Source organism: Sulfurimonas sp. HSL-3221 (assembly GCF_021044585.1).
Lineage (GTDB): Bacteria > Campylobacterota > Campylobacteria > Campylobacterales > Sulfurimonadaceae > Thiomicrolovo > Thiomicrolovo sulfuroxydans.
In genome coordinates this window covers 363,256-377,907 of the sequence record NZ_CP087998.1, presented here as the reverse complement: position 1 = coordinate 377,907, position 14,652 = coordinate 363,256, and the positions used below count along the sequence as shown (strand labels likewise).

Below are 14,652 nucleotides of genomic sequence, written 5' to 3'. Positions count from 1 at the left end.
CAGCTATGTTATGATTATATATTTACAGCATTAAGGAGCGCAAATGACGGCAATGGAGTTGGAACGGTCGCGTATGGCGGACAGCCCCGTTTATGTCAACCCTTTTTTGCTTTTTACTGTCCTGCTCGTTGCCCCCTATCTCTTTTTTCTCGGACTGCTGATGATTGTAACGGGGGAACTTGACATCCTGCTGCTGATCGAAACCGTCTGGCAGGGGGAGTGGAGCGCCTATACGAAAACCTGGGCGATCGGTAGTTTCGTCCTGGCCCTGCTCGGAGCGCTCTTTTTCGGCGGTTACCGCACCGAACGCTACCTGCTTCGCAAACGCTCTTCGCGTTCGGTGACGCTGCAAAGGGGAGTGCAACACAGCCATTTCGTGATCGAAGCGGAGCCCGAACCCAAGGACGAGACCCGTTACGCCGATCTCGATGATGCTATGGAGTCGCCGAAACAATGAGCGCCTCCGGCGGCACATCAGCCCCCATCCCCTTCTCGGCCCGGGCCAGGGAACGTGACGCCCTCGCGACGCGTACCTTCGCACTCGACCCTGACGCACCCGACCGGCTGGAGAGCGCCGTCGCGGCCTACCACGGCTGCGCCCACGCCATTGCTTTCGACACCCCCTCCTCCGCATTGGAAGCGCTCCTCGCACCCCTCAAAGAAGCGACGATCATCACCGACGCCATGGCCCCGCCCCACCGCTCCGGCGCGCTCTGCCGCAGCGGTGTCCGCACGCGCTACGCCGATATCGGTCTTGACGGCGTCCTGATGGCTGCCGCCGTCGAAAAGGCGGTCGGTACGGAAACAGACGCCGTGCTCTTCGCGCACTTCGGGGGCATCCGTTCGACCTCTCTTGAGATTCCGACCACACGGACACTGCTCGAGGACGCTACCGGTTCCCTGCTCCCGATGAAGCCCTCCGGCTCCGCCGTCTGGACCCTCGCGCCCCTCATGCCCGACGGCGTCAGCTCTACAGGCTTTCTGCTCACCGACGACGATGCGACCGCGCAAAATGCCCGCCTTTTTCGCCGGGGCGGCCGGCAGCCGGGCACTCTCTGGAACTACGACCTTCCCCTCCGGGGGGCCGACTGCACGCTGGACCTTCTCGCCGCCACCGTGGCCCTGGAGCAGTTGCAGCACCTGGAGGCTGCCTGCGAACGCCGCCGCGAAAACAGCGCTCTTCTGGACGAGCATCTGCGATCCACTCTCTTTGACTGCATGAAGCGTACCCCCGACGACGCGCCCGCAAGCTACCCCATCCTGCTGACCCCGCAGCTCTACTGTCCTAAAGAGGATATCTATAGCAGCATAAGAGGGGAAGGGATTGAAGCGACCGTCTGCTGCAAACCGCTTTACAAAACGACCGCTTTCAAAGATGAGGGGGTTCGATTACCTATCACGGAGGATTTTTACAAGGCGCTGCTGCAGCTCCCCTGCCACCACAAGCTCTCCGTCGATGAAGTGAAGCTGGTCGCCGCGGCCGTGCGCGAAGCGACGGAGAAATACGCCTACCGAGGCTGCAGTTTCTAAAACGCTTCGACCATCGAACGTGCCAAAACGCTCGCAATCGCCATTACCAGGAACATCACGTAAAAGAGTCCGGCCGTCAACAGTGCAAACAGGATCGGGCCGAGAAGAGGGATAAAGAACAGAAGCATCATCGCCATTCCCACGAGCATGCCTATTCCCAAAAGCGCCAATCCGAACACGAAGAGAAAACGGAAATACTCCCCCGCCGCCGCTGCTTTCCAGACGGAGGGAAGAAAGACCGAAAAGACCGCCTTGAAGGCATCACCGAAGGTATCGGAGAGGATGACCCGCCCCTGGGCGATGGGATAGACATAGATGATCAGCATCCCGATGAGCAACACCGGCAGCAGGCTCAGCCCCATCGCCTCGATCAATGCCATCAGCTGGGCCTCATCCGCTATCGTCTCTTCCAGCATCGCGGGATCAAACCCCGCAGAGAGTGCCAGGGTCATCCAGACGATGAACGCACCCATGCTGATGACGAACCATCCGAGCCATGCACCGAAAGCCGGCGCCTGGTAACGGGTCAGGAAGGTGCTCAGCGTCGTCAGGCGAGCCTCGGAGAGGAAAGCGTCGATGGAGGCCGCCTCCGCGAAAGCTCGCCCGACATAGATCTGCACGGACTGGGCAAAAACCCCGACGGCCACCGAGGCCGCCAGACCGACGATCGGGACCAGCTCCAGCAGCGTCAGCAGCACAAAAGCGGCCACTGTCATCAGTGCCAGGGTGCGGTTTACAATGATAAACTCCCACCCGAGACGAAATACATTCTTCACCGGTTCGTGCCGGGCCTCATCCATAAGGCGCTTTTCTGTCGTTTCCATCGTTTCCTCCCTCTTGACGTCGGACCATTATACAGAACCGTGCCCCTCAAAGCCCTGCACCGTTTTCGGGCGGCGGCAAACTTGTCTCTGCCTTAATCTCGCCATCCGGCTTCGCGGCGTTAAAACTTTTTTCGCTACACTTGCGAACTCAAATCGCCAATACTATATATATAGGAAACTCATTGAAACTGATTATCGTAGAGTCCCCGGCCAAGGCAAGAACCATCAAGAACTTCCTCGGAAAAGGGTACGAAGTCATCGCTTCCAAGGGGCATATCCGTGATCTCCCCAAGAGCCGTTTCGGCATCAAAGTCGACGAGGAAGCACGTACGCTCACCCCCGAATACAGCGTTTCCAAGGAGAATGCGCCCACCGTCAAACAGATCCAGGAGCTGGCAAAAAAAGCGGATGAAATCTATATCGCGACCGATGAGGACCGCGAAGGAGAAGCGATCGGATGGCACATTGCCCATGCGATCAAAAAAGATCCGGCGTCCCTGCCGCGCATCGTCTTCCACGAGATCACCAAAACCGCCATCGCCCACGCGCTGGAGACGGCCCGGGAGATCGACATGGACCGCGTCAACGCCCAGCAGACCCGCCGCCTGCTCGACCGCATCGTCGGTTATAAACTCTCCCCGCTGCTGAGCTCCAAGATCCAAAAAGGGCTCTCCGGCGGCCGCGTCCAGTCCTCGACGCTCAAGATCATCGTCGACCGCGAACGGGAGATCAAAGCCTTCACGCCCGAAGAGTACTGGACCATCGATACCGTCTTCGCCCCGGGCATCGACGCGAACCTCTACAGCTACGAGGGTGAAAAACTCGACAAGCTCGCCATCAAGAACCAGGCAATGGCCGAGGCGATGACCGAGCGCATCCGCGGCGAAGCCTTCAGCGTCAATGCGATCGAGACCAAGCAGCGCAAGACTTCCACTCCGCCGCCGTTCATGACCTCGACCCTGCAGCAAACGGCGTCGAGCAAGCTCGGATTCTCGCCGAAGAAAACGATGATGCTGGCCCAGACTCTCTATGAAGGGGTGAAGACGCCCACCGGCACCTCCGGGGTCATCACCTACATGCGTACGGACTCCCTCAATATGGCCAAAGAGGCCGTCGAGGCGGCCCGCGACACCATCACCAATACCTACGGCGAAAAGTACCTGCCCAAAAGCCCAAAAGCCTACGGCAAGAAGGCCAAGGGTGCCCAGGAAGCCCACGAAGCGATCCGCCCGACCATGCTTGACTTCACGCCGCAGGTCGCCGCGCAGTACCTCAAACCCGACGAGCTGAAGCTCTACCGCCTCATCTATACCCGCTTCCTCGCCTGCCAGATGACCGACGCCGTTTTCGAACAGCAGTCCATCACCTTCAAAAGCGAAAGCGCCGAGTACCGGGCGACGGGACGCAAACTCCTCTTTGACGGTTTTTATAAAGTCCTCGGCACCGACGACAAGGACAAACTGCTCCCGACCCTCGAAGAGGGACAGAGCATCGCGCTCGAGTCGATCGCGCCGACCCAGCACTTTACCGAGCCGCCGTCACGCTACTCCGAGGCGAGCCTGATCAAGAAACTCGAAGCCGAAGGGATCGGCCGCCCGTCAACGTACGCACCGACGATCTCGACGCTGCAGGCCCGCAGCTATATCAACATCGAAAAACGCCAGATCGTCCCGACGGAAGTCGCCTTTACCGTCACCGAACTGCTCGAGAAGCACTTCCCGGAGATCGTCGATGCGAACTTCACCGCCAATATGGAGGAGATCCTCGACAAGATCGCCGACGAACACCACGACTGGCAGAGCGTTCTTATTGACTTCTACTTCCCGTTCATGGAGGAGATCACCAAAGGGAAAACAGAGATCAAGAGTCTCAAGATGGCCGAGCCGATCGGCCGCAACTGCCCCGAGTGCGGATCGGAGCTGCTGATGCGCTCGGGCCGCTACGGCAAATTCATCGCCTGCAGCGGTTTCCCCAAGTGCAAATACACCGAACAGGTTGCCGAAGAGGGGAGCGAGGCGCAACCCGCCGTCGAACCGGAAACGACCGACGAGGTGTGCGACAAGTGCGGCAGCCCGATGGTCATCAAAAGCGGCCGCAACGGGAAATTCCTGGCCTGCAGCGCCTACCCGAAATGCAAAAACACCCGTCCCCTCGAAGCCCCGACAGAGGCGGCGGTCCCCTGTCCGGACTGCGGGGGCAAGCTACTCTTCCGCCAGTCGCGCCGCGGCGCCTTCTGGGGATGCGAGAACTACCCCAAATGCAAGTTCATCTCGAAGTTCGAGCCCACCGACAAGAAGTGCGACCAGGAGGGATGCGACGGCGTCCTCGCACGCCGCACCTACCGCGGCAAAGAGGTCTATGAGTGCGTCAAGTGCAAGCACCGCACCCCGATTGAGGAAGAGGCGTGAAAATCGGGCTGCTCTCCGATACCCATAAAAAAGTGGACTACTCCCAGCAGGTGATCGACCACCTGCTGGCCGAGGGGGCCGAGTTTCTGATCCACTGCGGCGACATCGTCAAAGAGGAGATGCTCCAACAGCTGAAAACCTGCGGCAAACGCTACGTTGCCGTCTACGGCAACAACGACCCCCATCTCGCGGCGGTCCATAACCGCTACAGCCTGGTGCAGGAGCCCCACTACTTCAAACTGGCAAAAACGAAATTCAAACTGATGCACCTGCCGTTTTATATGGCACCCGACGCCCAGATCGTGCTCTTCGGCCATACCCACACCTTCGAGTGCGATTTTAAAAACGGGACGCTCTACCTCAATCCCGGCGAGGCATGCGCGCGCTCCAAACCGGTCTCGGAATGTGCTATGCTTGAGATCACGGATGACACGTTTGGCGTCACCCAGTACAGCCGGCCGCTGGAAGAGGAAGCCTTCCACGCCAGACACTTCAGTTTCGAGAGGGAATCGGCATGACCGAGAAGGTTTTTCTGTGCGCCATCAGCAACATCAACAGCGGCACCTGCAGCGAAGACTGCAAGTTCTGCTCGCAGAGTGTACGCTATAAGGCCGATATTGCCCGCTACAAGCAAAAGCCCGTCACAGACATCATCGAAGAGGCCCGTGCAGCCAAAGCCTCCGGTGCCCTTGGCTTCTGCCTGGTCACGGCGCACAAAGGGCTTGACGAACGTACCCTCGATTTCGTCTGCGAAGTCGCCGAATCCGTCAACGCTGAGGTCCCTGGGCTGCGACTGATCGCCTGCAACGGTACCGCCTCCGTTTCCCAGCTCGAAACCCTCAAACGATCCGGCATCAAAGCCTACAACCACAACCTCGAGACCTCCCGGGAGTTCTACCCGCAGATCTGCACCACCCACCCCTGGGACGAACGGTTCGAGACCTGCGAAAACGTCAATGCCGTCGGTCTCAAGCTGATCTCCGGCGGGATCTTCGGCTTGGGCGAGAGCCAGGAGGACCGCATTAGTATGCTCACCTCCCTGCAGAAACTGAACCCGGTCTCCGTTCCCATCAATTTTTATCACCACAATCCGGCCCTGCCGCTGCGTCCCAACCCCCTCACGACGGACGAAGCCCTGGAGCTTATCACGCTGACGCGGCAGATGCTTCCGAACGCAGAGCGCATCATGGTCGCAGGCGGGCGGGAACTGATGTTCGGGGAACGGCAGCACGAGATTTTTGCCGCCGGCGCCAACTCCATCGTCGTCGGGAACTACCTCACGACCGAAGGCCGCGACCGCAATGCCGACCTCGAGATGCTACGCGATCTCGGCCTCGCCGTTGCGGACCGTGTCGGGGAGTAACCTATGGATCATGATATCACGCTCATTATCACCCTGGCGCTGATCATCATCTTCTCCCCCTTCCTTGCCAAACTCTTCAAGATCCCCACGACGCCGATCGAGATCATCCTCGGCGCCTTTTTCGGTTTCGTCGGACTGTTGCACGGCAGCCACTTCTTCGAATTCATTGCAGAAGTGGGCTTTTTGTTTCTCATGTTCCTCGCCGGAATGGAGATCAATCTGCGCACCTTCTGGCGTCTGGATCGCACCGTTCTGAGGCGCATCACCCTCTACCTCGCGGCCCTCTATGCCCTCTCCGGCATCGCCGTCTGGTATTTTGATCTCGGCCGCATCTTCATGGTCCTGCTGCCGCTCATCTCCGTCGGCCTCGTCGCAGCCCTCAACAAGGAGTACGGCAAAGCCGAATGGCTGGGCCTCGCCATGCTCGCCGGCGGGATCGGTGAGGTCGTTTCTATCGCCATCCTGACCGTCTCCTCCGCCGCGCTCGAGTACGGCGACGGCATCGGACTGTTCAAGACCATCGGTTCGCTCATCCTCTTTATCGTGATTATCATGCTGCTGTTCAAGCTGCTGCAGCTCTTTTTCTGGTGGTTTCCCGAAGTCGCCACGATGCTGATGCCCCACGTGGACAACCGAGAACAGGACGTCCGCCTCTCCATCGGCATCCTTTTCCTGCTGGTGGCCATCATGCTCTACCTCGACCTCGAACTGGCCTTTGCCGCCTTTATCGCGGGGATGTTCATCCCCACCTTTTTCGAGCATAAACATGAGCTTCCGGAGAAACTCGGCAGTTTCGGCTTCGGCTTTCTCGTACCCCTCTTTTTCATCTATATCGGCACAACGTTCGATCTCAGTGCACTGATGATGGAGGGGCTAATTGCCAAAGCCCTGATGGTCACCTTCCTGATGATCGCAATCCGCCTGATCGCCGCACAGATCTTCGCCCCGGCAATGGGGTGGCGCGACGCCCTGCGCATCGGCCTCAGCCACGCCATGCCCCTGACGCTCCTCATCGCCATTACGACCCTCGCCTACACCAACAACAGCATCGACAAGCTCCACTACTACGCGCTGATCCTGGCTTCGCTCTTCGAAGTCATCGTCGTCATGATCGCCATCAAACTGCTCCATATCGTTCAAATGCCGGCAGAGGAGCTGCACGGCTAGCCTGTTACACCTGGTAACATTTTTTGTGCTATAATCATCAGATATGGCATGAAGGAGACGGCTATGACGCTTCAGACCCTCCTGCTGCAGCTCGCACGCGCAGCGATCACATCGGCGTTCGGCGAACCTTTCCCATTTCATAAAGCCGAACTGGTTGCACAATTCCCGGAACTGGACGAACCGCGCGCCACCTTCGTCACCCTCAAAATCGGGGGGAAGGCGTTGCGCGGCTGTATCGGTTCCATCGTCCCGCACTCCTCACTCTACGAGGACGTCATTGCCAACGCCAAATCGGCGGCCTTCAGCGACCCCCGCTTTTCATCACTGACCGACCGAGAATACCGCCGCTGCAGTGTCGAAGTTTCGCTGTTGAGCGTGCCGGAGAACCTCCCCTACAACGATACTGAAGACCTCCGGCGCAAGATCCGCCCGAACGTCGACGGGGTCATTTTGCAGCTGGGGGGACGCAGCGCAACCTTCCTGCCGCAGGTCTGGGAGGAGCTGCCCGATTTCGATGCCTTCTTCGCCCACCTCGGCCTCAAGGCCGGCCTGGGGACGGACGTCCTCAACCACCATCCCGAGATCTTCACCTACCAGGCGGAGCATTTCGAGGATGCCCCGCTTGAAACAGGAGGTGTGCTATGAGCGCACGCACTACAGCACATGCCGGCTCCTTCTACCCGGCCCAGGCTTCCGAGATCGAGCGCTTTTTCAAAGCGTTCGAAGAGATGGGGAACGTCGACGTCCCCGAAACGCCGCGGGCGCTGATCGTCCCCCACGCGGGGTACATGTACTCCGGCTTCACTGCGCACCTGGCCTTCGAGCAGCTGCGCCACAGCAGCGCCAAACGCGCCATCGTCATCGGACCGTCCCACCGGGTAGCCTTTCACGGGATGAGCGTCTCCCTCTTCGACGAGTTCTCCACTCCGCTGGGGTCGCTGACCATTGACAGGGCGTATGCCGAGCATCTTAAGGAGACCTACGGGCTTGCGTTCGAGCCGGCGATGCACATGGAACACTCGACGGAGGTTCAGATGCCTTTTATCAAGCATTATGCCCCACAACTTGAGGTCGTGGAGATGGTCTACGGCGCCTTCGATCCGAAAACCCTCGGCGTCATCATTACCGATCTGCTCAAAGACGAAGAGAACGTCGTCGTCATCAGTACGGATCTGAGCCACTTCTATACGGAGGAGGAGGCGAACAGGCTCGACAATATCTGTCTGAACGCCATTGACAAACGCGAACCTTCCATGATGCATTCGGGATGCGAAGCCTGCGGTGCCATCGGAGTGGAGGGGGTGCTGATCGCCGCGCAGAACGACGACCTCAACGTCAAACTCCTCGACTACCGCACCAGCAGCTGGGCTACGAAGGATACGAGCAACGTCGTCGGGTATACTTCGGCGGTGTTCTACTAACAGCGGAATATCGTTTCTGCTGCTGCCTAAAGAGTACTACCCCCAAAAACCATCGGTCTAATGGACACAACGCTAGCCGTTTTTCTCCCTATTTTCCATAAAACTTTTTCCTATAAATATATAATAATTTATTTTAATGATATAAAATTTTTCTATTCTTAATGTTTACTATTATTTTCTATTTAAGCAATCTCAATATGTAAAGGTGTAGAATGGTTAATAGGTAATGAAAACACGACCAAAATCATATAAGGAGTACATGATGAATTTGGTAAGCAAAATGCTAACGGCAGCCGTATCAGCGGCGGCCATCGTGGCCATGACGGCATGTGGCGGCGGTGGCGGATCGTCAACACCGGCAGGGGTTTTCCTGAAAACGGTCGTTGACAGCGTGACATCAGGCAATAGGTACCCGCTAAATAATGATGATGCCTATCAAAAGTATCAGAACCTGTATCTGGCTTCGGAAATCGAGGGCTCGGGTAATATAGAGAAGATCTCTCTTTACTATTTTTACGACGAACCCGCCGCGATTTCGTGTCCGCAGATGACCATCAGGTTGGGACATAGCGGCGAATCGAACCTGACAGCCACCTACGCTGACAACGTAGAAAATGGCTATGGTTCACTGCAGACTGTTTTCGACAACAGAACACTGACCATCCCGGCCGGCAATGCGGGAGAAGCATTCGACATCACGCTTGATGAACCGTTTGCTTATAATGGTAAAGACAACCTTGTCATTGAGTTTGAAAGAAGCGCAGCATGTTCAGCCAACCTCTATGCCCAGAGAGGTGATAGGCCAGAGCCGCGCAGGGCCTATAATTTTGGCGCCGTTTCACCGACAGCCACCGGTCTTGATGGGACTCTGCTGAAAGCGACATTCGCATTCAGCGGCGGGGACAACACCCAGTACTACGGCACGGGTCTGGACCATGCCTACCCATTGACGACAGGAGCAAATCTCCATTTACAGAACATGTACATGGCAGCCGATATCAACGGTTCCGGTCCCATTACCGGCTATGCCTTGCGGCTGAACAAACTCTCCGTTGAAGGGAACTATACGATGACCGTTAAAATGGGGCATGCATCATCTAACGTTCTTTCGGCGACATTTGCCGACAACGCCGATAAGTTTGTAACCGTTGCACAGGATGTCACCGTCCATGTCCCGGCCGGCATTCCTGCCGGCGGATGGGTATGGATTCCTCTGGACGGCAGCTTCAACTATAACGGGACAGACAACCTTGTCGTCGATTTCACAACGTCCATCGGACAGGGGGGTCTGAACTATGCCGAAGCGGTCGATATGGGGGGCAGCCAGCGTGTTTATGGCATTAACACCGCTACAGGCACGGTAGACGGCTATGTCAACAATGCCAAATTCCGCTTCAACGGCGCAACGACAAATGTTCTCATGTCTACCAGCAATAGTGGACAAGCCTTCCCGTTCTGGGCCACGGTAGGTTCTATGCAACAGCTTTACAGCGCTTACCAACTGGGATCTGCAGGTACGATCAACCGTATCGAGTGTAGAGCCAACACCGACAATCCTGCGGATTCAGGCTTTGATTACGACGTCACCATGGCGCACACGACTTCCATGGATTTATCAAGTGTTTTCGCAGACAACCTTATGACAGATAAAACCCTTGTCTTTTCCGGTATGATCAACACCCCTGCAGTGAAAGCGGGTGACTGGGTAGGCATCACTCTGAAAAAGCCATTCCACTATGACGGTGTTTCAAACCTGGTTCTCGAGATCAGAGGCACAGGCGGTTCAGGTGATAGCGTTGACTGTAGACGCGGTGCTGCACCAAACCAGCAACTTCTGTGGGGCAATTATGATGAAGCCGCGACCACAGGCTCTACGGAAGCGAATCTGATCGACACCCGCTTCTATTTTAAATAATCAGATCAGGTATCTATCTTAGATGTTTCCGCTGCAAAAGCGGAAACATCTTCCTTCGGGAAAGAAAGAGCGTTCAGCAGATGAAAAACCGGTCTCGTTGAATGTTTTAACTCTAGGAGTTCATTACCTCACCACGCTTTCTTTCTCTCACCTCGTAATTTGATAACCTCTTTTGCAATCAACCAATACCGTTTTCGGATTTATTCTCCTCTAGAGAACGGATCATTTTCTGCTCGTTTCAGCTTCTACAGGGACCCTTAATCGAGACGCTTGATGACATCGTCATCGCGCCGCAGCGTTTTGTCGTTGTCGAGGATGTGCCGCGCGATATAAAAACCGTGGTTAAGCCCCAGGGCGATGGAGCCGCCGCGTTCCTGGGTAATGTCCCCGGCGACAAAGATGCCCGGGACGTCGCTTTCGTAGTTCTCGTCATGGACCGGGCACCCCTCTTCGATGCCGATGCCCGAACCGGTAAGGAAGGCGCTCGGCGTCGTCCCGCCGATGGCGTAGATAACGCGGTCGAAACTCTCCGGCTCGCGCTCTTCGAAGAGGACTTTCACTTTGCCCGCATCCTCTTCAAGCCCTTCGATGTTCGTGTTGAGAATAGGGCGCACCTCGCCGTGGGCGATGGCGTTGGCGATGTCGGTCTGATTCGTGGGGTTGGCCCGGCGGAACGTCGCGCGGCGGTAGCAGATGGCTACGTCGTTTTTCGCGGCCAGGTCGACGGCGTACTCGACGGCCGAATCGCCCCCGCCGACAACGAGGATCTTCTCGCCCTCACCGACATCGTCGAGGGTGTAGTTGACCTGTTTGCGGATCGCGGGCGGGATCTTGTAATCGGGTTTGTTCGGTTTGCCCATCCGGCCGATGGTGACGACGACGTAGCGCGCGCGGATGCTGCCGCCGGGGACCATGACGTCGAAGATGCCGTCGTCGCCTCTGACGATTTTCTGCACCTCCGTCTGCGGCTGCAGTTTTACCGAGTGCTTCGCCAGCACCTCATCAAAAAAATCAAGCGTGCTCTCTTTTGTACCGTCGATAAAATAGATGTTGCCGTCAAGCTCGACCTTCTGCCCCTGCCAATCCTTGTCAACGCGCTTGTTGTCCTTGTAGTACTTGCGGATCGTCTCGTTATGGCTCTGCCCCTTCTCCAGGATGATGATGTCGCGCATCCCCAGCAGATAGCTCTCTACCGCGGCAGCGATTCCGGCGGGGCCCGCCCCGATGATCGCCAGGTTGTAAACTTGATCCATACTCTCTCCTGCAGCCGTTTAAATTGCCTATTATTGTAGCACTTTAGGTTAACGAAACCCCTCCGCTGCCACCTATTTGTTCTATTTATACAGACAAATGGGAAGAAGGTATACTATAATCGTCACTAAGCATGAAATTTCTGTTGTTCAGCCTCCTTTCGGTCCTGCTGTTCACCGCCCCCTATGCCGCCGGGGCAACCATCAAAAAACCGCTGAGCGAAGTGCTGCCCCTTCTCTTTGACATCAAGGGCGACGCCATCGAACTGGGAAAAGGGCCGACGGACGTCTACGCCTTTATCGATCCGCGCTGCCCCCATTCGCGGGATTTTGTCGGCATGATTACAGAAAACGAAAAGATGCAGCGGCGCTACCACTACTACTTTTTTCTCTACGCCCATCCCATGTTCAAGTCCGGGGCCGTCATCAACGCCATCTACAACGCCCCCCGTCCCAAAGAGGCGATGCTCGACTATATGCTGAGGCGCGCCCCCCTGCCCAAACTCAACCGCCTTACCCCGCCAATCATCCACGTCAAGGTCGCCCGCATCAAGAAGGCAGCGGAGCAGATCGGCGTCGACAAACGCCCCTACCTCATCCTCGACAAAAAGAAGCAGCCATGAGATACCAAGAGACCCCCAAAGTCAGCCGCTACGTCACCTTCATCACCCGTAATCGCGCCGCCGTGATCGGGCTTTTTCTGCTGCTAGCCCTGCTGACGCTCGCCCTGGGGCGTTTCAGTTTTGTTCTCAGCGACGAACGGTTCTGGCTGGGGGGTTCGCAGGAGCTTGCCATGACGAAGGCCCTGGGAATCGTGCCCGAGAATGTGCAGCATCTGCGGGTCTACGTCGACCGGTTCGATGACGACACCAAGTCAAAACTGGCGGCGCTCCATACGCAGCTGACACAGATGAAAGGGGTACGGCACGTCGATTCGCTCTTTAGCAGCCGCTACATCTACAACGACAAGGCAACCGAAGGTTCGTCGCTCATCAAGGCCCTTCCCCTCTCCGAACTCAATGCCGCCCAGGCGTATGCGTTTATCCGGGCCCTGCCCGACGCCTACCGCCGCTACGTCACGGAGGACTTCGGCGCTTTCGATTTCTACCTCTACGGGGACGAACGGCTGGCCGGGACACAGCTCTCCATCCCGTTCGGGTATACGCTCGATGAAACCGACAGCAGCTTCAGCTACCGGCAGACCCTGCTGTATCTGTGCCTGATCATCCTGGCCGTCATACTCTTTTTCCGGATCATCTTTCACAACTACGTCTCCGCCTTCGCCGCGATCGTTGTCGTCTCGGGCACCCTCCTCTTCACCTTCGAACTCGTCTACCTCATCACCGGACTGCACGAACTGCATCTCGCCCTGGGGCTCATTATCATCGCCATCGCCCTGGTGGATTATCTCTACTTCTACTACCGGTGGCACGTGACACAGTACCGAGACGACTCCCACCGGGCCCTGCTCAAATCCCTCAACCGTACGGTGACGCCGGCACTCTGGACCACCGTTATCACTGCCGTGGGGCTGGGAACGCTGCTCTTCTCCGAGAACGAAATCGTCCGGATGCTCAGCATCAGCATCATCGGCGCCTCCCTCATCGCCCTGCTGCTCAACACGACGCTGCTGATCGCCCTACTCAGCTATTTCCGGGTGCGCCACCCCCGCGTGCGTTTTACGCGTCCCGTCTACTACTTCGTCAGCCGGGAACTGGACTACAATCCCAAACTCCTGCGACTGCTCAACCTCGTCACCATCGGTATCCTGCTGCTGGGGCTCAGCCTCTTCCTGACCCGCGCGGACCTGCTCCTTTCCCCCGGCCAGAGCGGCCGCACCCTCGTGCTTACCGTACCGTTCGAGGAGATCGACCCCGCCACCGTGGCCAAGATCGACACCTTCGCCTCGGAGCTGACAGGCCGCTTCGCCAGTGTTGACCGGGTCGACAGCGTCGCCGCGCTGCTGCGCCTCATTCACCAGGCCGAAGCCCCCGACGAACCAATGGACGACCAGGCGATCCTACGCGCGCTCTTCTTTATCGACATGTATGACCTCAACCAGCGCTACTTCGACGACGAAAAACAGACGCTCAAACTCACGCTCTTCATGGAGCCCGGCGTCGATACGGCGGCGCTGCTGACCTACCTGCGCGATTACCGGGCGCTCCCCCTGCACTTCAGCGACGTCCAGACCCTCGTGCGCAGCGCCAAACAGCAGCAGATCGTCGTGCTGGCCGCCTCGCTCTTTACGGCCCTCGTCATCATCGGTCTGATCATGGGGATCATCTTCGGGTCGGGACGGATGATCTACATCGGCTTTATCACCAACGCCATCCCCATCGCCTGGTTCGGTCTGGCGATGGAACTGCTCGACACCCCCGTCAACCTCGAGATGCTCATCGCGATGTCCATCTCCGTCGGGCTCGGTTCCGATGCGACAGTCCATTTTGCTTTCAAGTATTTCCGCGCCCGCTTCTTCGGACGCAGCCGCAAACACGCCCTGGAGATCACCTTCTTCTACGGCGCCGTCCCCGTCGTCATCGGCGCCTTCGTCCTCGTCATCTTCTTCGCGTCGCTGATGATGACGTCGATCGCGAGCCTGCGCGACATCGGCAAGTTCGGCGCCGAGCTCATTACGCTCTCCCTCGCCACCGACCTGCTGCTGCTCCCCGTTTTCCTCCTCTCCATCGACCCCTTTCCCAAAAGCAGGGAGATCCACAAGGACCACTGCACGATCTAAGCCCTCTTTCGGATTGAAACGAAACGGGGCGGAC

13 protein-coding genes are annotated in these 14,652 nt (G+C 57.5%); 11 read left to right on the top strand and 2 right to left on the bottom strand.

The features are described from left to right. Positions 1–43: 43 nt before the first annotated feature. Complete coding sequence (locus LOH54_RS01895) at positions 44–457, top strand: hypothetical protein (protein WP_231020062.1); 414 nt, start codon at positions 44–46, stop codon at positions 455–457. Then, positions 454–1,530, top strand: a complete 1,077-nt coding sequence (locus LOH54_RS01890) for a DegT/DnrJ/EryC1/StrS family aminotransferase (RefSeq protein ID WP_231020060.1) — start codon at positions 454–456, stop codon at positions 1,528–1,530. The genes LOH54_RS01895 and LOH54_RS01890 overlap by 4 nt, the downstream gene beginning before the upstream one ends. On the opposite strand, the gene LOH54_RS01885 is transcribed toward LOH54_RS01890, so the two are convergent. Continuing rightward, on the bottom strand, positions 1,527–2,354 hold the full coding sequence (locus LOH54_RS01885; RefSeq protein WP_231020058.1) for a hypothetical protein: 828 nt from the start codon (positions 2,352–2,354) through the stop codon (positions 1,527–1,529). The genes LOH54_RS01890 and LOH54_RS01885 overlap by 4 nt on opposite strands. Before the next feature lie 182 nt (positions 2,355–2,536). On the opposite strand from LOH54_RS01885, the gene topA reads away from it, so the two are divergent. From topA to LOH54_RS01850, 7 genes are all read left to right on the top strand, one after another. Continuing rightward, positions 2,537–4,762 (top strand): type I DNA topoisomerase, encoded by a 2,226-nt coding sequence (topA, locus tag LOH54_RS01880; RefSeq protein ID WP_231020056.1) that lies wholly within the window; start codon positions 2,537–2,539, stop codon positions 4,760–4,762. Continuing rightward, positions 4,759–5,280, top strand: coding sequence for a metallophosphoesterase family protein (locus LOH54_RS01875; protein WP_231020054.1), 522 nt, complete (start codon positions 4,759–4,761; stop codon positions 5,278–5,280). The genes topA and LOH54_RS01875 overlap by 4 nt, the downstream gene beginning before the upstream one ends. Then, on the top strand, positions 5,277–6,125 hold the full coding sequence (locus LOH54_RS01870) for a biotin synthase (protein ID WP_231020053.1): 849 nt from the start codon (positions 5,277–5,279) through the stop codon (positions 6,123–6,125). Before LOH54_RS01875 ends, LOH54_RS01870 begins: the two co-directional genes overlap by 4 nt. Before the next feature lie 3 nt (positions 6,126–6,128). After that, a complete protein-coding gene (locus LOH54_RS01865; RefSeq protein WP_231020051.1) occupies positions 6,129–7,292 on the top strand; it encodes a cation:proton antiporter in 1,164 nt (387 codons plus the stop codon). Positions 7,293–7,355: 63 nt separating this feature from the next. Then, positions 7,356–7,937 carry an AmmeMemoRadiSam system protein A gene (gene amrA / locus LOH54_RS01860; RefSeq protein ID WP_231020049.1) on the top strand — a complete coding sequence of 194 codons (582 nt, stop codon included), beginning with the start codon at positions 7,356–7,358 and terminating at the stop codon, positions 7,935–7,937. Further along, positions 7,934–8,713 carry an AmmeMemoRadiSam system protein B gene (amrB, locus tag LOH54_RS01855; RefSeq protein ID WP_231020047.1) on the top strand — a complete coding sequence of 260 codons (780 nt, stop codon included), beginning with the start codon at positions 7,934–7,936 and terminating at the stop codon, positions 8,711–8,713. Before amrA ends, amrB begins: the two co-directional genes overlap by 4 nt. Before the next feature lie 262 nt (positions 8,714–8,975). Beyond that, complete coding sequence (locus tag LOH54_RS01850; RefSeq protein ID WP_231020045.1) at positions 8,976–10,628, top strand: hypothetical protein; 1,653 nt, start codon at positions 8,976–8,978, stop codon at positions 10,626–10,628. Between the two features lie 257 nt (positions 10,629–10,885). On the opposite strand, the gene LOH54_RS01845 is transcribed toward LOH54_RS01850, so the two are convergent. Then, entirely contained in the window at positions 10,886–11,881 is a 996-nt protein-coding gene (locus LOH54_RS01845) for an NAD(P)-binding domain-containing protein (protein ID WP_231020043.1), read from the bottom strand. A gap of 131 nt (positions 11,882–12,012) precedes the next feature. On the opposite strand from LOH54_RS01845, the gene LOH54_RS01840 reads away from it, so the two are divergent. Together LOH54_RS01840 and LOH54_RS01835 are read left to right on the top strand one after the other, a co-directional pair. Continuing rightward, entirely contained in the window at positions 12,013–12,501 is a 489-nt protein-coding gene (locus tag LOH54_RS01840) for a thioredoxin domain-containing protein (RefSeq protein ID WP_231020042.1), read from the top strand. Next, positions 12,498–14,618, top strand: a complete 2,121-nt coding sequence (locus LOH54_RS01835) for an RND transporter family protein (protein ID WP_231020040.1) — start codon at positions 12,498–12,500, stop codon at positions 14,616–14,618. Before LOH54_RS01840 ends, LOH54_RS01835 begins: the two co-directional genes overlap by 4 nt. The last annotated feature ends 34 nt before the right edge of the window (positions 14,619–14,652 follow it).